We start from the raw sequence: 21,484 nt of genomic DNA on the forward strand, positions 1-21,484 counted from the left end.
AGACGGATCCCATCAAAGACAGCGTCGTCAGTGCTCAAGCGAGTCATCCGCCAAGAGCCACAACCATCATCACTGATGCTCAAGCTGTCGCACGCTCGGTCCGCGGCGGGCTGGAATTGCGCGGGACGGTCACTAGGCTGGGGTTGTGATGAAGCTGACGAAGTTTGCGCATGCTTGTGTTCGGCTCGAGAAGGATGGGAAGACGCTGCTCGTCGACCCGGGTTCATTCAGTGAGGACGCGGTGTTCGAGCGAGCTGACGCCGTACTGGTCACGCATGAGCACCAGGACCATCTCGACATCGGGCGCGTGAAGGCGTTGAACGTGCCGGTCTACACGAACGCCGGTGTCGCCGCGCAGCTCACCGAGCTTGGTGATCGCGTGCATGTCGTCGAAGGTGGTCAGTCGTTTGACGCGGCTGGGTTCGCGGTCAGTGCGTACGGCAAGGACCACGCGGTGATCCTGCCCGAGTGGGGCGTGCCGTGCGAGAACGTCGGGTTCCTGATCGACGACGCGGTCTACCACCCCGGCGACTCCTTCACCCAGCCCGACCGCGCCGTACACACGAACCTGGTCCCGATCTCCGGCCCGTGGTTCGCCCTCCCGCCGGCAGTCGACTACGCGCGCACGGTGAAGGCCGAGCAGCTGGTCGGCATCCACGACGGTCTCCTGTCGGAGATCGGCCTCGGCATGATGCCCCGCTTCCTCAACTCCAACGAGCGCCCCTACCGCAAACTCGCCCAGGGCGACTCCCTCACCATCGCCTAACCCCGCGCCTCCTCCACGCGCATTTCAACGGATATCCCCGCAATGTGCTGGTTCTCCCCTCAAGTTTTGAGGGGAGAAGGGGCGACCTGAACGGAGATCCGTTCAAATGGGAGCGGAGGGGTGGTGCGGTGGGTCGGCGGTGAAACGGCGGAGGTCGGTTACGGGGGTGAAGCCGAGGCGTTGGTAGACGCGATGGGAGTCGGGGTTGGCGAGGTCGGCGCGGAGGACCACCTCGGCCTGGGGATGGAAGAGCTGGGCCAGGTGGGCGGTCATCGCGGTGCCGTAGCCGTGGCGGCGGTGGGTGGCGGGGGTGTAGATCGGGCCTAGGCGTACGACGCCGTGCAGTACCGGGCGGTGTCCCCCGAGCGTCACGGGCTCGCCGTCGACCTCGAGGAGCCAGAGGCGGTGGGTCTCGATCAGCTTGTGGACGGCTGCAGTCAGGTCGGCGGCTCGGTCGCCGGGGACCCAACCCCGGCGCTCGTCCTCGGTGCGACCCATTTCATCCAGCCACTCCGCACACACCGGTACGTCGGCCGCTTCGGCCAGGCGAGGTGTGCCGACGGCTCGCGGTGGACGCAGCTCGGTCAGGCGGTACAGGCGAACACCGCCTACTTCGTGGAACTGCTTGCCCGTGGCAACCGACCGCGCCCCGGCAAACCGTCCAGCGGGTTCACCTGTGCCTTCGAGGCCGGTCGAGTGCGGCGCCACCTTGCGAAGCGCGGCAACCAGAGCGGAAGGCGGATCCGGTACGTCGCCCAACCGGATCCCCCGCGGCTCTCGTGCGACCGCGAACCCGCCGGGGACCTCGACCAGAGTCCCGCCTTGATCCAGTTCCTCCAGCAGGGCAAGGTGTTCAGGTGAACGCATACCCGACGAAGTCCTGCACCGGGCGATAACCGATCGCGGCATAGATCTTGTTCGACGTCGGATTCGCAAGATCGGTCATCAGGCAGACCTGATCACCCGCGTCACGAAGGTGCCGAGTGACCTGCGCGGTCAGCGCGCTGGCATACCCATGACCGCGATGCTCCACCGGCGTGTAGACCGGCCCGACCCGAACCGCCCCGAAGACCGGACTCTGATGACCGACCATCGTCACGATCCCCTCGTCCTCCCAGACCCAGAGGCGCCGCCTCTCCACGCGCTGCTGCAGCCAATCACGGTCAGCATCGATGCCCTCCGCAGAATGACCGACCTCCAGGCGGTAAGCGCCGAACATCGGCGTCAACGTGTCCAGGTCACCATCGACAGCGAGTCGCGGCGCCCCCTCGGACTTCTGCTCGACGAAGTCACCAAGAACGTGCAGGCGGGACCGGTCGACGACAGCAAACGCCCGCCCGACGCGAGCGCCGTACAGCTCGGCGAACAACCGCGCCGACTCCTCCGCCCCGTGCACAGTCCGAGCACCCGGCATCACCTCAGCCAGTACGTCGACCACCGGCGGCACCAGTTCGACCGGCAGACCGCCGAGGCCGATCCCACGCAACGCCGTCCAGATGGCCGCCCCGATCACCTCGTCGGTATCGGAGTGCACGGACACGAGGACCGGCGGTTCCGGATCGTTCATGATCCCTCGAACACGGTCAGCGACATTCGTCAGCAGCGAGGTGTTGAGCACCGGATCACGTTGCAGATAAGGGAAAACCAGCTCCTGAAACGCCGCAGCGTCGTACGTCGCCCGCGCGATCACGAGGTGAACTCCAGGACCACGAAGTCGGCGACCGGACGATACCCCGCCTCGTGGTAGATCTTGTTCGAGGTCGGATTGTCCAGATCCGTGTAAAGACACGCCTCGTTGCCGCCAGCAAGGATCTCCGCCGTGACGTAGCTGGTCAGCGCACCGGCATACCCATGACGCCGGTGCTCCGGCGGCGTGTAGACCGGACCGACCCGGCAGACGCCGAAGATCGGTCGGTGGTAGCCGACCATGCTCACCGCCTCGCCGTCGACCTCCCAGATCCACATCGTGTTCTCGGCCAGCTTGTGCTCAGCCCAATCGCGAGTGTCGTCGCCCAGCTCCGGGAACCCGTCCCGCCCCCACGCCGCGACCAGGTCGATGTCCTCGGACTGCATCAGTCGCGCGACTCCGGCCTCGGCGGTCAGCTGCGCCGGAGTGATCAGCTTGTGCAGCCGGGTCCGCATCGCCTCTGCCACCTGACCGCCACGCCGCTCACACCAGCGTTCCGCGAACCGGTGCGCCGCGGCCGCGTCACCGGCGACTCCGCCCGGTACCACTTCGTCGTACACGCCCTCGGAGACCACACCGTCGTACAGCTCGAGATACCGATCGGTCACCAGGTCCACCAGGTCCGCGCGCAGCGACCCCAGGTACACCCCGCGCCCGGCCGTCCGCATCGCGACTCCGACCACGTCTTCATCGTGGACAGAGACGAAGTACGGCGGGATGTCGTCGGCCGGCCGGATGCCGACGGCCCGTTCGTGCACGTTGCTGAGGATGACCGTGTTCAGCACCGGATCCTGTTGCAGGAAAGGGAAGACGAGTTCCGAGAAGTCAGCCGGGTCACTGGTCACCTGGACGCGCATGGTCGGGAGACTACGCCTCCCTGAGTGCCACCGGCGAACCCATTTGGGTAGGGGAAAGTCCACCTGGGTCCGGGGGTGACGACCATCGAGTGCGCACCGGATTACCGGGAGTGTTGGTGCAAGCCACTCCAACGGAAGAAGACCGTGATGATCAAGCTGGGTTCAGTACTCGCCATGACCGTCGGCACGCTGCTCGCGGCCGGTCCGGTCGCGACCGCGGCCGCTGCCGACGGGCCGGTGGTCGTGACGGACAAGGGCGCCGTCCGCGGCAAGCTGACCCACGGCGTACGGGAGTTCCAAGGCATTCCGTACGCCGCTCCGCCGGTCGGTGCGGACCGCTGGGGCTCGCCCCGTCCGGCCGCGGCCTGGCGCACTGTGCGCGACGCGACGACCCCGGGCGCCGCATGTGCGCAGAACGCAGGCATCTTCGGCGAGAAGGCCAGCACCAGCGAGGACTGTCTGTTCGTCAACGTGACCAGCCCGCGGCAGGCCCGCAAGCTGCCGGTCATGGTGTGGATCCACGGCAGCGGCTACCGGAACGGGTCCGGCGCGATCTACCGGCCGTACGACCTCGTGAGGCGCGGCGACGTAGTGGTCGTGACGATCAACTACCGGCTGGGCATCTTCGGCTTCCTCGACCATCCGGCGCTCGACGGTACGGGGCGCTCTGGCAACTTCGGACTGGAGGACCAGCAGGCCGCATTGCGCTGGGTCCAGCGGAACGCCGCAGCGTTCGGCGGTGATGCGCGCAACGTGACGGTCTTCGGTGAGTCGGCGGGAGGCATGAGCACCTGCGCCCAGCTGGCGTCGCCGGCCGCAGCCGGACTGTTCCAGCGAGCGATCGTGCAGAGCGGCCCGTGCACGGTCAACAACTGGACCGAATGGGACGGCACGCCCAGCTGGAGCACCAGCTGGTTGCCGCGCCCGCGTGCGATGGCTGAGACACAGGGGGTGTCGGTGGCCACCGACCTCGGCTGTGCCGACACCGCTACCGCGGCGGCCTGCTTGCGCGGTCTGTCGACAGAGCAGCTGCTGACCAAGTCGGAGTACGGGTTCGCACCGGTGTACGGGGGTGGCGGGGTGCTCCCGCTCGCCCCGGTCGACGCACTGACCAGCGGACGGTTCAACAAGGTCCCGGTGATGCCGGGGATGACTCGTGACGAGTACCGCACGTTCGAGGCGGCACAGCAGCAGTACGGCGTCCCTCCGATGAAAGACGAGGCCGAGTACGCCGCCCGTGTCACCGCCTATGTCGGTACGGCGAAAGCGGTGCAGGTGCTGGCGCACTATCCGGCCGCGAACTATGGCTCGCTGAGTGAGGCCTGGTCGGCTGTCGTCACTGACGCCAACTTCGCGCGGTCTGTGAGCGATGTCAGCCGAGCGCTGCGCCGACAGGTGCCGACGTACGCCTACGAGTTCGCCGACGCGAATGCTCCCTGGGTGGCGAACAGCCCGCAGCCGACCTTCCCGACCGGTGCGTTCCACGCCGCTGAGCTGCAGTACCAGTTCGACACCGACTACTTCGCCGGTCGGCAGCTAACACAGTCGCAGCAGCAGCTCGCCGACCAGATGACTCGCTACTGGACCCAGTTCGCCCGGACCGGTACGCCGAACGGTCCCGGCTCGCCGCACTGGTCCCCCACTGACGGCAACACCGCCCAGAGCCTCGCCCCCGGTCGTGTCCGGCCGATCAACTTCGCCGCCGATCACCAGTACGCGTTCTGGCAGGCCATCTACCGCTAAGGCTCGGAATTACACTGCGGACATGTCCACCACGCGGTTGCTGCTGCTCGGGATCGTCCGGATCTTCCAGCCGGCCTACGGGTACCAGCTGCGCCGCGAGCTGCTCACCTGGAACGTGCAGGACTGGGCCAACATCAATCCGGGGTCGATCTACACAGGACTGCGGACGCTGGCCAAGCACGGGTACCTGGCCGAGCTCGAGGAAGGTCCAGGCCACCGGCCCGGGCGGACGTCGTACAAGCTCACAGTGGACGGCGAGACCGAGTTCTTCTCGCTGCTGCGACACCACCTGTGGGCGGTGGACGGTTTCCACCCGGACCGGATGCAGGCCGCGCTGAGCTTCCTGTGGACCCTCCAGCGGGACGAGGTGCTGACCGCACTGGAGGCGCGGATCGCCCAGATCGAGGCCCGGCTGAAGGCGGCCCCGTTCAACGAGCGGCAGATCCAGACCGACCCCGGGACGCCGAACCAGGTCGTCGAGATGCTCCGCATCGCCGCCGCCCGCGACCGCGGCGAGCTCGACTGGACCCGCGAATTCCGCGACCGCGTCGCCGCCGGCGACTACTCCTTCGCCGGCGAGCCCCCCGACTGGAACCCGGACCCCGCCCTCATCGCCGAATGGCGCGACCGCCCCACCCCCTAGCCCCTCCCACCCCGTCTGGTGGGTACACCCATCGGATGGTGGGTTGGCCCACCGGATTCGCGTTGGCCAACCCACCGTCGGATGGGTCTACCCATGAGAGGGGAACCATCGGGGGGCGGATATTCAACTTTGACTATTCAAGGTTGATTGAGCAGACTGGCTACATGATGATCGAAGCTCGCGGACTCGTCCGCACGTTCAAGACCCGGCGGGGGCCGGTGCAGGCGGTACAGGGGGTGGACCTGGCGGTCGCCGACGGCGAGATCGTGGGTTTCCTCGGGCCCAACGGGGCCGGTAAGACGACGACGATGCGGATGCTGGCGACTCTGATCCAGCCGACCAGCGGTACCGCGACAGTGGCCGGGTGCGACCTGGCCAAGGACCCGGTGGGCGTCCGCCGCCGGATCGGCTATGTCCCGCAGAGCGGGTCGACACTGCCCGAGGCGATCGCCGGTGACGAGGTCGTCGACCACGCCCGGCTGTACGGCGTACCGAAGGCCGAGGCGGCCGCGCGCGGCCAGCGGCTGTTCGAGGAGCTGGATCTGCAGGGGCTGTGGCGTCGGCAGTGCAAGACGCTGTCCGGTGGGCAGCGGCGGCGGCTCGACATCGTGATGGGGCTGATCCACGACCCCAAGCTGATCTTCCTGGACGAGCCGACCACCGGCCTCGACCCGCAGGCCCGCGCGAACCTGTGGGAGCACATCCGCGGGCTGCGGGCGCGCGGCGCGACGATCTTCATCACCACGCACTACCTGGACGAGGCGGACGCGCTCTGCGACCGCATCCTGGTCATCGACCACGGCAAGATCGTCGGCTCCGGCAGCCCGGAAGAGCTCAAGCAGCAGGTCTCCGGCGACGGCGTCCGGCTGGAGCTCGCCGACGCCGCACAGGCGCCGGCGGTGAGCAAGATCGTGCGCGAGCTGGACGGCGCCGTGGAGGTCGAGGCCGAGGGTGACTCGGTCGGGTTCCGGATTCCCCGTGGCGGTGCGGTGCTGCCGAGCCTGCTGCGGTCGATCGATGCCCAGGGCATCGAGTTGACCGGCGTCGAGGTGCACCGCCCGACGTTGGACGACGTGTTCCTGACGATGACCGGACGCTCGCTCCGCGACGACGATGCCACCGCATCCACCGAGCCGGCTGAGAAGGAGGTTGCGGCATGAGCGTCGACGTACTGACTCCGGTCCGCGGCAGCAACGTGTTGCGGGAGACGTGGATCGTGTTCAACCGGGCGATGCGGCTGTCGCTGCGGAACCCGATGTGGTCGATCCTGATGCTCAGCCAGCCGCTGATGTACCTGTTCCTGTTCGGTCCGCTGCTCAAGCCGATCACCGCGCAGATCAGCGAGGGCGCGACCACGAACGCGTACCAGGTGTTCATCCCCGGTCTGATCGTCCAGCTCGGCATGTTCGGCGCGATGTTCGTCGGCTTCGGGCTGATCGCGGAGTACCGGGCCGGCGTGATCGAGGCCGACCGCGTGACCCCGGCCTCCCGGATCGCGCTGATGGCAGGCCGAGTACTGCGGGATGTCGTCGTACTGGTCGCACAGTCGGTGCTGCTGCTCTTGGCGGCGCTGCCACTCGGACTGCGGGCACCATGGAAGGGCGTGCTGCTGTCACTGGTGATTGTGGCGCTGCTCGGCGCGACGTTCGCGTCACTGTCCTACTCGGTGGCGCTCATCACCAAGAGCGAGGACGCACTGGCCCCGCTGCTCAACGGGATCGCCATGCCGTTGCTGCTGCTGTCCGGCATCCTGCTGCCGATGCAGATCGGTCCCACCTGGTTGCAGCGGCTGTCTGACATCAGTCCGCTCAAACACGTGGTCAACGGCGTCCGGGCGATGTTCCGGGGTGAGGTCGCCAGCAGTGCGGCGCTCTGGGGGCTGTTCTGGGTCGTGCTGCTCACCGTCATCGGCCTGGCCGTCGGAGCTCGTACCTTCCGGAAAGAATCCGCTTAGCTCCTGTTCATCAGTAGGTCGCACGGCCGGAGTAACGTCCGGCCGTGCGCTCACCTTTGATCCGTGGACTGGTGGGCTCTGTCGTCGTCGCCATAACCAGTCTGGTGACCTCGGTAGTGCCTCCTTCGTCATGGGTGGCGACGTTCCCGGTCACTGGCGATCTGCGCACCACACTGGCCGGCCGGATGATCGCACTGGCGTTCATGGTCGCCGGGCTCGGGCTGATGGCGTGGGCGTGGCTGGAGGTCGGCCGCAACGTCATGGCCGGGCAGAAACCGCGGCTGGTGCGCATGGCGACGTACTGGAGTCTGCCGCTGCTGTTGATCCCGCCACTGTTCAGCCGGGACGCGTGGAGCTACGCTGCCCAGGGGGCGTTGGTGGCCGAGGGTTTCGACCCCTATGCGGTCGGTCCGGCCGCACTGTCCGGCCCCATCGTCGAGGCGGTCGACCCACGGTGGATGGAGACACCAGCGCCGTACGGGCCGTTGCCGCTCGCGTACGGCGGTCTGGTGGCCCGCCTGACCATGGATCCGTACATGCTGATGCTGGCGCATCGTCTGCTCGCGGTCATCGGCATCGTGCTGATCGCCTGGACCGTACCGCGGCTGGCGCGGGCCTGTCGGGTCGATCCGGTGTTCGCAACTTGGCTGGTGGTCGCCAACCCGATGCTGCTCATGCATGGGATCGGCGCTGCCCACAACGACATCCTCATGCTCGGTCTGGCCTGCAGCGCCTTCGCGCTAGCCCTCACAGGCCACTGGGGTACGGCGGCGGTCGTGGCCGGCGTCTCTGCCGCGGTGAAGCTCCCTGGTGGGCTGGTGGTGATCGCTATTGCCGCAGTGATGAGTCCGCTCGCCGGACGGCTGTCGCGGTTCGCGAGTCTGGCTCTTGCCGGCGTGGTGTCCGTGCTGTCGCTGGTGACGATCGGTGCGTTCACCGGTGTCGGTTCGGGCTGGTTGAACGCGCTCGACGTACCAGGACTGGTTCGGTCGCCGTTCTCGATCGCCAACCTGGTCGGGGACGCAGCCCACGGCGTACTGGCTCTGTTCGGCCAGGACACTGCGGCGGAGCAGTCTCTGGAAGTTGTGAAGCTGGCCGGAATGCTTCTGGCGATCACACTGATCGCCGTACTGAGTCTGCGGTCGTCGATCCATCATGCGGCGCGTGCAGTCGGTATTGCGTTGCTGGCGATCGTGCTGCTCGGTCCAACAGCGCATGACTGGTACTTCCTGTGGTGTCTGCCGTTCCTGGCCGTCGCCCGGCCAGGCCGGCGGCTGGTGACCACCATCGCTGCGGTCAGCCTGATCTTCACGATCGCTGCGCCGCTGAACTCGTCACTGCGCGGTGCGACCATTCCGATCCTCACCACGACCGCATTGGTGATCGCGGTCGTCGCACCGCTGCTCAACCGGCTGCGCAAGCTGCACCCGGCACGTGTGGTCAGACGGACCGAACTGCCGCAACCAGCTCCGCAGCCAACGGTCGATGCGTAGTCCGCGGCACGCGGGCCTCGATCACATCGACACCGGCCACTGTGGCCGCCAGTGCGGCCTGTAGGTCCGCAGCGTTCTCCACCAGCTGGTACGGCGTTCCAGTCGCCGCGCAGAGTGCGCCCAGGTCGGTGTTGTGCGGCGTACCGAAGACGCGCTCGAAGTGCGACGCGTGCGTCGGGTCGCCCTGCTCGAGAGTGGAGAAGATTCCTCCCCCGTTGTCGTTGACCACGACGATCCGCAGGTCTGGGCGGGCCTCGTCCGGGCCGATGATGAGCCCGTTCGAGTCGTGCAGGAAAGCGAGATCGCCAATCAGCGCGTACGTCGGTCCGGCGTTCGCGAGGGCGGCGCCGATCGCGGTCGAGATGGTGCCGTCGATCCCGGCCAGACCGCGGTTGGCGATGGTCCGGATCGGCACGACCGGGGCCAGGTCGAGGTCGCGGACCGCGTTCGAGGAGGCGACCACGAGCATGCCGTCGGCTCCGGCGGCGGCGCCGACGATCGCGGCGATCCCCGGTCCGGTGAGATCGTCGGCGAGCAGTTTGTCGATCGCCGGGCGCGCGAGCTGGTCGGCCTGCTGCCAGCGTTCCAACCAGTTGGTTACATCCGGTCCGGCGACCTCGAGCCCGGTGACCACGGCCGAGGCACGGCGGGCCGGGTCGGGCCAGAGGCCGGTCGGCGCGACCACGATCACCTCGACGTCGGCGCGCGCCAGCAGCTTGGAGATCGGCCGGGACAACGTCGGGTGCCCGAACACCAGCACTCGCTCGATTTCATTCGTGAGATCGCTTGCCTGCAGCAACAACCTGTAGGCCGAGATGACAGCGGGCCCGGTCCTGGACCGGCTGGACGGTTCGGCGAACAGCGGCCAGCGACCGCCCTCGGCCGCCAATCGCGCCGCCTGCGAGGCCCCGTCGCCGGCAACGACCACTGTCCTCGGTCCGGGTGCCACGGTCGACGGCTGGCCGGCTGCTGCGTGCACTGCGGTCCATGGCCCAGTACTGCGGCCATCCAGCGGCTCGGGCCAGTCCTCACCGGCCGTTGGCACCAGAGGTTCGGCGAGCGGGCAGTTGAGCTGCACCGGCCCTGGGTCGGCGTTGCGAGCACCTGTGGCATTGGCCACGGCCCTGGCGACTTGTGAGCGCCAGTACGCGACCTGGCCGAACTCTCGGACCGGAGTGCCCATCTCGTGGAACAGTCGCACGGATGAGCCGAAGACCTTGAGCTGATCGGTCGTCTGGTTGGCTCCGGCACCACGGAGTGCGGGCGGCCGGTCCGCGCTCAGCACGATCAACGGGAGTCCGCTGTGCGACGCCTCCAGGACAGCCGGGTGCAGGTTCGCGACCGCCGTACCGGACGTCGTCACCACTGGCACCGGCAGACCGGTACCGCGGATCAGTCCGATGGCCAGGAAACCCGCCGTACGCTCGTCGATCCGGACGTGCAGCCGCAGCCGGCCGGTGCGGTCCGCCTCGGCCAGAGCGAGGGCCAGCGGGGCGCTGCGGGAGCCTGGCGAGACCACGGCCTCCCGGACACCACAGCGGATCAGCTCGTCGACCACCACGGTGGCGAACGCAGTGGACGGGTTCATCGGGCACTCCTCTGTTGCACTCGGGTCAGGCGCTCTTCCCACACCGCAGTCCGCTCCGGGTCGGCCCGGTTGGCTTCGAGCTGGTCCGGCTGCACCCGCTTGACCGGCAAGAAGCCGTCCACCGGCAGCAGCGGCTCGCTGACCACTTCGCTGGTGAACATGGAGACCGTGGCGAGGCCGCAGGCATACGGGAGCTCCGGCAGGGCAGCTGCCAGGGCGACTCCGGCAGCGATACCTACCGAGGTTTCGAGGGCCGACGACACGACGACCGGGAGACCGATCTGTTCCGCGATCTCCAGGCAGGCTCGGACGCCGCCGATCGGTTGCACCTTGAGCACCGCGATATCGGCCGCGTCGAGCTTCTTGACCAGCGACGGATCCTCGGCCCGGCGGATCGACTCGTCCGCGGCTACGAGCACGTCGGTACGCCGCCGTACCGCGGCCAGGTCCTCGACCGCGGCACACGGCTGCTCGACGTACTCGAGATCGAAACGGGACAGCTCGGTCAATGCATGCAGAGCCTGATCGACCGACCAGAGGCCGTTGGCATCGATGCGCACTTGACCATTACCGATCGCATCCCGCACGGCTTCGACGCGCTCGAGATCGTCTTTGAGCGTTTGACCAGGCTCGGCGACCTTCACCTTGGCGGTGCGGCAACCGGATGATCGAACGATCGCTGCGGCCTTCTCGGGGCTGACGGCGGGGACCGTGCAGTTGACGGGTACGACGTCACGCAGTGGCGCGGGCCAGCCGTCGTACGCGGCCTCATGTGCGGCGCGCAACCAGGAGACGGCGGTGGCGTCGTCGTAGTCCAGGAACGGACTCCACTCCGCCCAGCCGGCCGGGCCCTCGAACAGCATGCCTTCGCGAACGGTGATGCCACGGAACTTGTTCTTCAGGCCGATCGAGTACGTGATCACAGCAATGCCTGCCGATCTACTTTGCCGGAGGCAAGCATCGGGAGTGCGTCCAAGTGATGCACTTCGCGCGGGGCCCACGTTCGGGGCAGCACCTCGGCGACAAAGTCCCGCAGCTCGGCCAGGCTCGGTTCGCCCACGACATACGCGACCACTCGGGTCCCCCACTCCGCATCGGGTACTCCCAGCACCACAGCGTCCTTCACATCCGCATGTTCGAGCAGTCGCGCCTGCACGGTCGGCAGGGTGACGTTGACTCCCCCGGAGATCACTACGTCATCGATGCGACCGATCACTTTTAGTTGGCCGTCGACGAGCTCGCCCCGGTCCTGGGTGCGGAACCAGCCGTCCCGCAACACCTCTGCGGTCAGCTCAGGCTGCAGGCGGTAGCCGGAGAACAGCGTGCTGCCCTTGATCAGGATGCGGCAGTCGTCGAGGTCGACAGACGTCCCGGTGAGCGGCTGACCGGCGTACACGCACCCACTGCCCGTCTCGGTCATTCCGTACGCCGGGATCGCGGTGACGCCGGCTTCGGCCGCACGGGTCTTCAGCGCAGCCGGAGTGGCCGCGCCACCGATGATGATCGCGTCGAAGCTGCGTAACGCGTCGAGATCGGTTTCGAGGTACCGGGCCAGCTGGGTCGGCACCATCGCGGTGTAGCGACGGGAGCCGGTCATGGTCGCGGCAGCCTCGCTGAAGCTGTCCTGCAATAGCACCGGCGACTGACCGGCCACCACGGACCTGGTGAGGATTTGCAGACCGCCGACAAAATACGGCTTCATCGGCAGCAGCCACTGCCCCGGGCCGCCGAGCCGCTCATGCGTAGCCTCGGCCGATGCCACCAGCGCGTCCCGCGACAGCAGGACCCCCTTCGGCTCACCGGACGACCCCGAAGTGGTCAGCACGACCGCACAGTCGTCCTCCAACGGCCGGTCCGGCGCCGCAGCCCGCCGTACCCGCTCCGCAGCCGCCAAATCCGCCGGTACCGGGGCAAACGGCGGGCCGCTGCCATCCAGTACGCCGGTCAGCGCGCGGAGCACGGCGTCCGGCGTACCGGGGACCAGATGGAGGGTAGACATGTCAGTCCGAGCGTACGGCTGAAAGAATCTCTGTCCATGGCCACCCCTGCGCAGTGGATCGAAGGCGCGCGACCCCGCACACTCCCCGCCGCCGTAGCTCCCGTCCTGGTCGGAACCGGAGCCGCGGCGTACCTGGACGCCTTCGTCTGGTGGAAGGCCCTGCTAGCCCTGGGCGTCGCCCTGGCCCTACAGATCGGCGTCAACTACGCCAACGACTACAGCGACGGCATCCGCGGCACCGACGAGGTCCGAGTCGGCCCACTGCGCCTGGTGGGCTCCAAGGTCGCCACGCCGGGACAGGTGAAAACCGCAGCGTTCACCTGCTTCGGTGTCGGCGCCGCCCTAGGCATCGTCCTCTGCGCCACCTCCAGCTGGTGGCTCCTGGTCGCCGGCGCCGCCTCCCTGATCGGTGCCTGGTTCTACACCGGCGGCAAACGCCCCTACGGCTACCGCGCACTAGGCGAGGTCAGCGTCTTTCTCTTCTTCGGACTGGTCGCCGTACTAGGCACCACCTTCGTCCAGGCGGAAAAGCTCAGCTGGGTAGCAGTAGCCGGTGCTGTGTCCGTCGGCGCAATCGCCTGCGCCCTCCTGGTCGCCAACAACCTCCGCGACATCCCCACCGACACCGTCACCGGCAAGCGCACCCTGGCCGTCGTCCTAGGCGCAGCCCGCTCCCGAAAGCTCTACGCCGCCCTAGTAGCCCTAGCCTTCCTCCTGGCCATAGCCTCCGCCTTCGCCACCCCCTGGGCCCTACTAGCCTTCATCGCGGTACCGCTAGCCATCAAGGCCATCCGCCCAGTCCTCAGCGACGCCGTAGGCCCAGCCCTGATCCCCGTCCTCCAAGCCACCGGCCTAACCGAACTCCTCTACGCCATAGGCCTAACCGCAGGCCTCTTCATCGCCTCCTAACACCGTCGGCAAGAACACGTAGTAGTCGCCCGAACGCCCGCGCGGGCTGACCTCGCGAGCGTGAACCAACCCACGCCCTCCGACTACTACGTGTCCTTCGCGACACCTGACCCGCCACCAAGTCGCATGTACCCACCACCTCCGGGGTCTCGCGGGTGCCCATCACCTCCGGGATCTCGCCGGGCGCCGCTCCCCGGATCTCGCCGACGCCCACCATCCCCGGATCCCGCGAGCGCCCACCCCGTCCCGCATCTCGCGAGCGCCCACCACGTCCCGCATCTCGCGGGGCCACCACCACCCCGGGATCCCGTCGAGCGCCCTCCCTCGGGATCCCGCAGGCGCCCATCACCCCCGGCTCTCGCACGCGCCCACCATCCCCGGGATCTCGCGTGGCGACTCCCCCCGATCCGCATCCGCCCCGCAAGTGGGTCACGTGCCGAAGTACACCGGCCCGGTGCTTTCGAGGGGGTGGGTGGGAGCGACGAACGAGCGGCTGCGTAGCACGCTGGGGGAAGATCTACTGGGGTTCAGCCCACTCGCCAGTCGTGGCGAAGGTGTCGAGGGTGGCTAGGTACGGGGTGATGTCGATTCCGCTGGTGCGGAGCCAGGCTTCGTCGTAGTAGGTGTTGCCGTAGCGTTCGCCGCTGTCGCACAGCAGGGTGACGATGCTGCCTCGGGTTCCGGTACGGCGCATCTCGGCGGCCAGGCGCAACGAGCCCCACAGGTTGGTTCCGGTGGAGCCGCCGACCAGGCGGCCGGTGACTCGGGAGCAGAACTGCATGGCGGCGATGGAGGCGGCGTCGGGGACGGCGATCATGCGGTCGACGACGCCGAGGACGAAGGAGGGTTCGACGCGGGGGCGACCGATGCCTTCGATGCGGGAGGGGCGGCCGGTGGCGAAGTCGTTGTCGCCGGATTCGAAGGCGGGGAAGAACGCGGAGTTCTCGGGGTCGACGACGGCGACCGAGGTGTCGTGGCGCTGGTAGCGGACGTAGCGGCCGATGGTGGCGGAGGTGCCGCCGGTGCCGGCGCCGACGACGATCCAGGTCGGGACCGGGTGCTGCTCGAGCGAGAGCTGGTCGAAGATCGATTCGGCGATGTTGTTGTTGCCGCGCCAGTCGGTGGCGCGTTCGGCGTACGTGAACTGGTCCATGTAGTGCCCGCCGGTCTCTTCGGCCAGGCGCTTGGCCTCGCCGTAGATCTGGCCGGAGCGCTCGACGAAGTGGCAGCGGCCGCCGTAGAACTCGATCAGCTCGATCTTCTCCGGGCTGGTCGAGGCCGGCATCACCGCCACGAACGGCAGCCCGAGCAACCGGGCGAAGTACGCCTCACTGACCGCGGTCGACCCGCTGGACGCCTCGATCACCGGCGTGCCCTCGCTGATCCACCCGTTGCACAGTGCGTACAGGAACAGCGACCGCGCCAGCCGGTGCTTGAGCGACCCGGTCGGGTGCACCGACTCGTCCTTCAGATACAGGTCCACACCGGTAACAGCCGGCATCGGGAACACGTGCAGATGCGTGTCCGCACTCCGGTTCGCATCCGCCTCGACGATCCGGACCGCCTCCGACACCCAGGCGCGCGCCTTGTCGTCCCGACGGTCCACCTCACGACACACCCCGCTGTCACTCATGCGCAGCAGGCTAGGTGCTCCGTCAAGAAATGGGTATTCCTGCGCCCGGGGAGTCAGCCGGCCGCCCGCTCCGGAGGCTGATCGATGTTCTGCTCACGCTTGCGCTGCTCAGCCCGCAACCGCTCGACCTCCTCGACCAACTCCACGAGCGCTTGCTGCTCCGGTTTTCCCTTGTAGCGCCCGATCCCCAGGTTGAAGCAGTTCCGTTCGTACTCCACCGCGTCGGCCGTCTGCTGCAGATAGAAGCTCCGTTCCCGGAACTTGAAATAGCCGGTGAACCCGGCTGCCAGTCCGACGGCGAACGTCGTACCGACTCCAGCCCATCGGAGTGCCTCGTCGGCCAGCGAAAGGCTCGTCACAGCGGTCGCAGCCAGTGAACCGACAATCACAGTCGACTGCAGGTAGTTGTTGACGCGGCGGTAGCGAGCTGCACCCCTGCGCAGCGTCTCGAGCTCAGCGCCGAGCTCATCCCAGTAGGCGTACTGCCGCGGCAGGGTCTGCCCTGCCAGCCCAGCCAGCAGATGCGCCTTGTACTCGCGCTGTACGGCGAGATCGAGCTCGACCGCTTCGGGCGCAGGCAATGAGTCCTTGTCCAGCCGATAGAACCAGTAGCCCACCAGACTGATGAGCCCTCCGAACAGCATGATCCAGAAGGGTGCTTCGATGATCTTCTTGGTCGCACCGAAGTCAGGAGATGCTGACAGCAGGATTGAGCCGACGGCGCCGATCGGAAGCGCCACAAGCGCGCCTCGCACCCAGCGTCGGACCGCGCGGGCCTGGCGTAGTCGTCGTTCGAGGGTCAGCAGGGTTCGGTTGAGCTCCAGCAGGTTCTCGACACCGGTTGCCACGAGCTCTCCCCATTCGACCGTGCACGCCGACCCGCAACCCTAACGGGTCGGCGCGCTGGGGTGATTCAGCAGTCGCGGATTCGGCTGTAGCCGGCTGGGCCCGGGTAGTCGACCCAGGTGCTGGTGCCGAAGAGGGCGGCTACTACGACGCCGTCCTTGATCTGTTCGTAGTGGAGGTGGGGGCCGGTGACGTTGCCGGTTTCGCCGACGCGGCCGATCTGGGTGCTGTCGGTGACGGTGGCGCCGACGCCTACTGCGCGGCTCTGGAGGTGGGCGTAGAGGGTGTGCCAGCCGTCGCCGTGGGCGATCTCGATGTAGTTGCCGTAGCCGCCGGCGTCGTACGCCGAGCGCACCACGGTGCCTGCAGCGCTGGTCTTGACCGGCTTGCCCAGGTCGTCGCGGCCGGCGCCCCAGTTGAGGTCGACGGACCAGTACGACGGGCTGTGGCCGGAGCGGCTCGCACCGGACCAGGTCTCGTTGCAGCGGAATGGCACTCGGAGTAGCGGACGCGCGAGCGGCGCCATGTCTACCTGGGCGCGGACCGCAGCGGCTTTGGCAGCCGGTACGGCGGCTCGCTGGGCCATGTAGCTCGTCGGGGCCGGTGCAGGGTCGCCGGCACCACCGGCGCCGGCGGGGAGTGCCGGTGTGAGGGTCAGGGCAGCCAAGGCGACTGCACTGAGGACAGGGCGGATCATGTCGTCCTCCAGGGGCGGTTGGAGAGTTTGTCCTCACTAGCGTGACAGTCCGCGTTTGCAGTTACCCGCAATCCGGCCAAAGTCGGTCAGACCCCCGGAGCGAGCTACCTTGGGACGCACACGACGACCTGTGGGGGAATGATGACCAACAACGAGGACCGGCCGACCAGGAGCAGGGTCACGCTGACGGACATCAGTTCGCGCGCGTGGGAGCACCCGGCGGACCGGGGCGCTCTGGTGGCGCTGCGGCAGCTCAAGGGGTTCGACTTCGTGTTGCGGAAGATCTCTGGGCTGATCGACGAGCGCGCGGTGCGGCTGCAGTTCCTCGGATCGGCGATCCGGGTCGACGAGCGCCAGTTCCCGCGGGTGCACCGGCTCTACACCGAGGCGGGCAGCACTCTCGACGTACGGCAGCTTCCTGAGCTCTACATCACCAACAGCCCGATCTGGAACGCGTTCACCATCGGTCTGGACAAGCCGATCATCGTCGTCAACAGCGCCCTACTGCAGGGGCTCGACGAGGAGGAGCTGCGGTTCATCCTCGGTCACGAGCTCGGGCACGCGCAGAGCGGTCACGCGCTCTACCAGTCGCTGCTGTTCTGGCTGATGCGTCTGACCGGTGCGATGAACTGGATGCCGATCGGCGCACTGGGCATCCGGGCGATCATCGCCGCGCTGCACGAGTGGTCCCGCAAGGCCGAGCTGTCCGGCGACCGCGCCGGGCTCCTCGCCGTACAGGACCCGGCTGTCGCGCTCCGCGTGCAGATGAAGCTGGCCAGCGGCGGTCAGCTCGCCGAGCTCGACACCACGACCTTCCTCGCCCAAGGCACGGAGTACGAGAGTTCCGGCGACCTGCGGGACAGCGTGCTGAAGCTGCTGCTCCTCGAGGCGCAGTCGCACCCGCTGGCCGTCATCCGCGCGCACGAGCTGCGCCGCTGGGTGGACGAGGGCGAGTACACGACGATCGTCTCCGGCGACTACCCCAAGCGCCAGGACGACGCCACCGCCTCGATGTCGCAGGAGGCGAAGAACGCCGCCAAGTCGTACGGCGATGCGTTCGCCCGCTCGCAGGATCCGCTCGCGAAGCTGCTGCGCGATCTCGGCGACGGCCTCGGCGGCGTCCGCGACTGGGTCTCCGACAAACTCCGCCCGCCCCGCTAGCCACCCGCCCGCCCCGCTCACCACCCGCACCCCCACCGACCCCGCGCCCCTCCGGCGCGGGGTCTCCCCATTCCCGCCCCACCCACCCCACCCCGCTCACTCACCACAACCCCCCAACTCGATGGATATCCCCTCACCTGGGGGGTTGCCCACTGAGAATCTGAGCAGGCAACCCCCCATCTCCGTGGATATCCCCTCAGCTGAGGGGTTGCCCATCGAAACGGGGTTGCCCATCGAAACGGGGTGCCTGGCGGGATGCGAGTGGAACGGGGTGGGTGTGGAACGGGGTGGGTGGTGGGAAATGTGGGTGCGGGGGTTGAGGGTGGTGGGGGATGCTGGGCGGCATGGTTGAGGTTCGGGAGTTGGGGTCCGGCGACTGGGAGGTTTGGCGCGAGCTCAGGCTGGCGGCGCTCGCCGACGCGCCGTACGCGTTCGGCTCGAAGCTGGCGGACTGGGTGGATGCACCCGAAGAGAAGTGGCGGGCGCGGCTGGAGCTCGCTGGGTCCCGTAACGCGGTCGTCTACCTCGACGGTACGCCGGTCGGCATGGCCAGCGGCGTTCCCGGGGATGCGGACGGCGTGGTCGGGCTGATCTCGATGTTCGTCGCGCCGGCCGGGCGCGGGAAGGGCGTCGGCGAGCTGCTGATGCGTTGGGTCGAGGACGGTGCGCGGACCGGCGGTGCCCACACCCTCGAGCTGATGGTTGCTGAGGGCAATGAGAAGGCGATCGGCCTCTACGAACGCACCGGGTACGTCGTGACCGGCAGCCACCAAGAGGATGACCGGACCGAAATGATCATGCAGAAAAGCCTCTAGAACAGAGAAAGGCCCGCTTCCCCCCTCCCGGGAAGCGGGCCTTTCAGCAGGCGGGGCCGGTCAGCCCATGTGCACCGGGGTCTTGCCGTCGCCGGCGAGGTCCTTGTGCTTGACCGACAGACCGATCAGGGTAATGATCGCCGATCCGAGGGCCAGGAAGGTCGACCAGAGGAACGCCCGGGTGAATCCGTGCGTGGTGGCCACGGCCTCGAACTGCTTCTGCAGGACGCCGATCTGCTCCGGCGACTGCCCGGCCTCGGCGGCCTTCTGCAGGCCCGGGGCCAGCTCGGTGAACTTGTCCTTGATCGCGTTGGTGGAGACCGTGCCGAGCAGCGCCAGGCCGATCGCACCACCGATCTGCTGGACCGTGTTCAGTACGGCGGAACCCACACCCGAGTCCTCGTCCGCGACACCGCTGACCGCGGTCAGCGTGAGCGGCACGAAGATCAGGCCCATACCGAAGGACAGCAGCAGGATGAACGGCAGCAGCGCGGTGACGTACGACGAGTCGACCTCGAGCCGGCTGAATCCGAACATACCGGCCGCGACGAACAGTCCACCGGCACCGGAGATCCAGCGCGGGTCCATCTTCGCCACCAGGACCGAGGCGAGCTGCGCCGCGATCACGATGCCGACGCTGAAGGGCAGGAAGGCGAGACCGGTCACGATCGCGCTGTAGCCCATGATCGCCTGCACGAAGATGCCCAGGAAGTAGAACATCGAGAACATCGCCGCACCGACGATCAGCATCACGAAGAAGCTGACGCCACGGGTCCGGTTCGCGAGGATCCGGAACGGCATCAGCGCGTGCCGCGAACGAGCCTCGATGAGCAGGAACACCGCGATCAGCGCCACCCCGGCGATGATGAAGGCCAGCGTCCAGGTGTCACCCCAGCCCTTGGATCCCGCGCGGGTCAGACCGTAGACCAGCGAGGTCAGACCGACGGTGCCGGTGATCGCACCCGGCAGGTCGAACTTGCCCTTCTGGCGCGCCGACTCCCCCAGGTACCGGAAGGCCAGTACGGCGACGATGATGCCGATCGGCGTGTTGATGAAGAAGGTCCAGCGCCACGACACCTCGGTCAGCGCGCCACCGAGGATCAGTCCGACGGCCGCACCGGCCCCGGACATCGCGGCGTACACGGCCATGGCGCGGTTGCGCTCTTTGCCGGCCGGGAAGGTGGTGGTGATCAGGGCCAGCGCGTTCGGCGAGGCAGCAGCCGCTGCGACACCCTGCAGGATCCGGCTGGCGAGCAGCACGCTCTCGCTCTGCGCGATACCGCCGACGAACGATGCCACCCCGAACAGGACGACACCGAAGATGAACACCTTGCGGCGGCCGAGGATGTCACCGATGCGGCCGCCGAGCAGCAGCAGACCGCCGAAGGCCAGCGCGTAGGCGTTGACCACCCAGGTGAGCGTGGCGTCGGTGAAGCCCAGGGCGTCCTTGATGTGCGGCAGGGCGATGTTGACGACGGTGCCGTCCAGCACCACCATCAGCTGCGCCATGCTGATCAACGCCAGCGCGATACCTAGGTTGCGGTGACCGTGTTCGGTCACCGTGTCGGTCGGGCGATCGCCCTTCACGACGTCTTCGGACATGGATGATTTCCCCTCTTGCACTGTGCCTCATCGGCCTCACGGATGCGCCGACCAGCCCCTCGCCGGTCAGCTTGCCTGCGACCCCCGCGCCGCAGGCAGGATGATGTGGTCGATCACTCGGAGGATCAGTTCCTCGGTCGGCTGTTCGCCGAGGATGTAGGCCTGGTGCACGATCACGGCCGGCAGCGTCACCGAGAGCATCTCGATGTCGACGTCCGGACCGATCTCACCGCGGGCGACCGCCCGGGTGTACACCCCCGCGCTGATCGACTGCCGCGGTGCCAGGAACCGCTCCCGGAACGCCTTCTGCAGATCGGCGTCGCGGTGCAGCGCCGTCACCAGCCCGGCGATCACCGACATCGGCAGCTCGTCGGTGAACCCGCCCTCGCCGCACGACATCGCGATCAGGTCGCCCCGCAGGCTGCCGGTGTCGACATCCTCCGGGAGCGGGCAGCCCTTGGTCCGGCTGATCGCGTCCACGACCAGATCGGCCTTGGTCGACCAGCGCCGGTACAGCGTCGCCTTGCTGGCCTTCGCCAGCGTCGCGACCGAGTCCATGGTCAGCCGGTCGTAGCCCAGCTCGGCCAGCACCGTGACGGTCGCCTCGAGGATCTCTTCCTCGCGACCACCCTCGACCCGCGGCCGCTGCCGTGCAGTTTCGATCATCATCACCCTGAGTAAGCGTCCGATTGCAGATAGAACGAAACCGTTTCGTTCTATCCACCACGTTACGCCTCATGTGAACGAATGCACAAAAGATTTTCGGGGAGCAGAAAAGTGGCGTGCGTCACTGTCCGTACCACTCGATGCAGTGGTACGGCGTCAGAAGCGGGGCACCGCTACTGGTCGTCCTCGGCGGTCCGGGCCTGCTCGATCCGCTGCGACATCTTGCCGGCGCGGTGCTCGATCTTCCCGGCCAACCGGTCCCGGGCCGCCCGGAGGACGAAGATCGACAAGATCGACGAGATGATCAGCGCCACCAGCAGCAGCGGGAAGACGCTCAACTGGTTCCGCAGCGGGAAGTAGAGCACCGCGAAACAAATCGCGAACAGCCCGGCCCGCAGGCCGGTGTAGATGGCGAATTCCTTCAC

21 protein-coding genes are annotated in these 21,484 nt (G+C 67.8%); 9 read left to right on the top strand and 12 right to left on the bottom strand.

Features of this window, described 5'->3' with window-relative positions; all coding sequences use genetic code 11:
* The first annotated feature begins 148 nt into the window (after positions 1–148).
* Positions 149–766 (top strand): MBL fold metallo-hydrolase, encoded by a 618-nt coding sequence (locus ABD231_RS39420; protein WP_344164649.1) that lies wholly within the window; start codon positions 149–151, stop codon positions 764–766.
* A gap of 102 nt (positions 767–868) precedes the next feature.
* Here the strand turns inward: ABD231_RS39420 and ABD231_RS39425 are convergent, their stop codons facing one another.
* From ABD231_RS39425 to ABD231_RS39435, 3 genes are read right to left on the bottom strand one after another with little or no spacing between them, the layout of a single operon-like run.
* On the bottom strand, positions 869–1,633 hold the full coding sequence (locus ABD231_RS39425; RefSeq protein ID WP_344164652.1) for a GNAT family N-acetyltransferase: 765 nt from the start codon (positions 1,631–1,633) through the stop codon (positions 869–871).
* The gene (locus ABD231_RS39430; protein ID WP_344164655.1) at positions 1,620–2,456 is read right to left on the bottom strand and encodes a GNAT family N-acetyltransferase; all 837 of its coding nucleotides are present in this window, start codon (positions 2,454–2,456) and stop codon (positions 1,620–1,622) included. The genes ABD231_RS39425 and ABD231_RS39430 overlap by 14 nt, the downstream gene beginning before the upstream one ends.
* On the bottom strand, positions 2,453–3,310 hold the full coding sequence (locus ABD231_RS39435; RefSeq protein WP_344164658.1) for a GNAT family N-acetyltransferase: 858 nt from the start codon (positions 3,308–3,310) through the stop codon (positions 2,453–2,455). Before ABD231_RS39435 ends, ABD231_RS39430 begins: the two co-directional genes overlap by 4 nt.
* Before the next feature lie 147 nt (positions 3,311–3,457).
* Between ABD231_RS39435 and ABD231_RS39440 the strand changes: the two genes are divergently transcribed.
* The 5 genes from ABD231_RS39440 (at position 3,458) to mptB (ending at position 9,143) form a co-directional block, all read left to right on the top strand.
* Entirely contained in the window at positions 3,458–5,053 is a 1,596-nt protein-coding gene (locus ABD231_RS39440; RefSeq protein ID WP_344164661.1) for a carboxylesterase/lipase family protein, read from the top strand.
* A 22-nt stretch (positions 5,054–5,075) separates the two neighbouring features.
* Positions 5,076–5,696 (top strand): PadR family transcriptional regulator, encoded by a 621-nt coding sequence (locus tag ABD231_RS39445; protein WP_344164664.1) that lies wholly within the window; start codon positions 5,076–5,078, stop codon positions 5,694–5,696.
* A gap of 164 nt (positions 5,697–5,860) precedes the next feature.
* Entirely contained in the window at positions 5,861–6,856 is a 996-nt protein-coding gene (locus ABD231_RS39450; protein WP_344164667.1) for an ABC transporter ATP-binding protein, read from the top strand.
* Complete coding sequence (locus ABD231_RS39455; protein WP_344164670.1) at positions 6,853–7,650, top strand: ABC transporter permease; 798 nt, start codon at positions 6,853–6,855, stop codon at positions 7,648–7,650. Before ABD231_RS39450 ends, ABD231_RS39455 begins: the two co-directional genes overlap by 4 nt.
* A gap of 44 nt (positions 7,651–7,694) precedes the next feature.
* A complete protein-coding gene (mptB, locus tag ABD231_RS39460) occupies positions 7,695–9,143 on the top strand; it encodes a polyprenol phosphomannose-dependent alpha 1,6 mannosyltransferase MptB (protein WP_344164673.1) in 1,449 nt (482 codons plus the stop codon).
* Here the strand turns inward: mptB and menD are convergent.
* From menD to menE, 3 genes are read right to left on the bottom strand one after another with little or no spacing between them, the layout of a single operon-like run.
* Positions 9,091–10,731: a 2-succinyl-5-enolpyruvyl-6-hydroxy-3-cyclohexene-1-carboxylic-acid synthase gene (gene menD, locus ABD231_RS39465; protein ID WP_344164676.1), complete on the bottom strand. Its 1,641-nt coding sequence runs from the start codon at positions 10,729–10,731 to the stop codon at positions 9,091–9,093. The two genes, mptB and menD, sit on opposite strands and share 53 nt — an antisense overlap.
* On the bottom strand, positions 10,728–11,654 hold the full coding sequence (locus tag ABD231_RS39470) for an o-succinylbenzoate synthase (protein WP_344164679.1): 927 nt from the start codon (positions 11,652–11,654) through the stop codon (positions 10,728–10,730). The genes menD and ABD231_RS39470 overlap by 4 nt, the downstream gene beginning before the upstream one ends.
* Positions 11,651–12,730, bottom strand: coding sequence for an o-succinylbenzoate--CoA ligase (gene menE, locus ABD231_RS39475; RefSeq protein WP_344164682.1), 1,080 nt, complete (start codon positions 12,728–12,730; stop codon positions 11,651–11,653). Before menE ends, ABD231_RS39470 begins: the two co-directional genes overlap by 4 nt.
* Positions 12,731–12,766: 36 nt before the next feature.
* On the opposite strand from menE, the gene ABD231_RS39480 reads away from it, so the two are divergent.
* The gene (locus tag ABD231_RS39480) at positions 12,767–13,639 is read left to right on the top strand and encodes a 1,4-dihydroxy-2-naphthoate polyprenyltransferase (RefSeq protein WP_344164685.1); all 873 of its coding nucleotides are present in this window, start codon (positions 12,767–12,769) and stop codon (positions 13,637–13,639) included.
* Between the two features lie 517 nt (positions 13,640–14,156).
* Here the strand turns inward: ABD231_RS39480 and cds1 are convergent.
* From cds1 to ABD231_RS39495, 3 genes are all read right to left on the bottom strand, one after another.
* Complete coding sequence (gene cds1, locus ABD231_RS39485; RefSeq protein WP_344164688.1) at positions 14,157–15,272, bottom strand: L-cysteine desulfhydrase Cds1; 1,116 nt, start codon at positions 15,270–15,272, stop codon at positions 14,157–14,159.
* A 53-nt stretch (positions 15,273–15,325) separates the two neighbouring features.
* On the bottom strand, positions 15,326–16,120 hold the full coding sequence (locus ABD231_RS39490) for an SLATT domain-containing protein (RefSeq protein ID WP_344164691.1): 795 nt from the start codon (positions 16,118–16,120) through the stop codon (positions 15,326–15,328).
* A gap of 65 nt (positions 16,121–16,185) precedes the next feature.
* On the bottom strand, positions 16,186–16,815 hold the full coding sequence (locus ABD231_RS39495; RefSeq protein WP_344164694.1) for a M23 family metallopeptidase: 630 nt from the start codon (positions 16,813–16,815) through the stop codon (positions 16,186–16,188).
* A 141-nt stretch (positions 16,816–16,956) separates the two neighbouring features.
* Here ABD231_RS39495 and ABD231_RS39500 point away from each other — a divergent pair, with 141 nt between their 5' ends.
* Both ABD231_RS39500 and ABD231_RS39505 read left to right on the top strand, forming a co-directional pair.
* Positions 16,957–17,976, top strand: a complete 1,020-nt coding sequence (locus ABD231_RS39500; protein WP_344164697.1) for a M48 family metallopeptidase — start codon at positions 16,957–16,959, stop codon at positions 17,974–17,976.
* Between the two features lie 344 nt (positions 17,977–18,320).
* The gene (locus ABD231_RS39505; RefSeq protein WP_344164700.1) at positions 18,321–18,791 is read left to right on the top strand and encodes a GNAT family N-acetyltransferase; all 471 of its coding nucleotides are present in this window, start codon (positions 18,321–18,323) and stop codon (positions 18,789–18,791) included.
* Between the two features lie 60 nt (positions 18,792–18,851).
* Here the strand turns inward: ABD231_RS39505 and ABD231_RS39510 are convergent, their stop codons facing one another.
* From ABD231_RS39510 to ABD231_RS39520, 3 genes are all read right to left on the bottom strand, one after another.
* A complete protein-coding gene (locus ABD231_RS39510; protein ID WP_344164703.1) occupies positions 18,852–20,393 on the bottom strand; it encodes an MFS transporter in 1,542 nt (513 codons plus the stop codon).
* A gap of 66 nt (positions 20,394–20,459) precedes the next feature.
* Positions 20,460–21,062 (bottom strand): TetR/AcrR family transcriptional regulator, encoded by a 603-nt coding sequence (locus ABD231_RS39515; protein ID WP_344164706.1) that lies wholly within the window; start codon positions 21,060–21,062, stop codon positions 20,460–20,462.
* 170 nt (positions 21,063–21,232) lie between these two features.
* Positions 21,233–21,484 carry a DUF4229 domain-containing protein gene (locus ABD231_RS39520; protein ID WP_344164709.1) on the bottom strand — a complete coding sequence of 84 codons (252 nt, stop codon included), beginning with the start codon at positions 21,482–21,484 and terminating at the stop codon, positions 21,233–21,235.

This window comes from Kribbella yunnanensis, assembly GCF_039529655.1.
Taxonomy (GTDB): domain Bacteria; phylum Actinomycetota; class Actinomycetes; order Propionibacteriales; family Kribbellaceae; genus Kribbella; species Kribbella yunnanensis.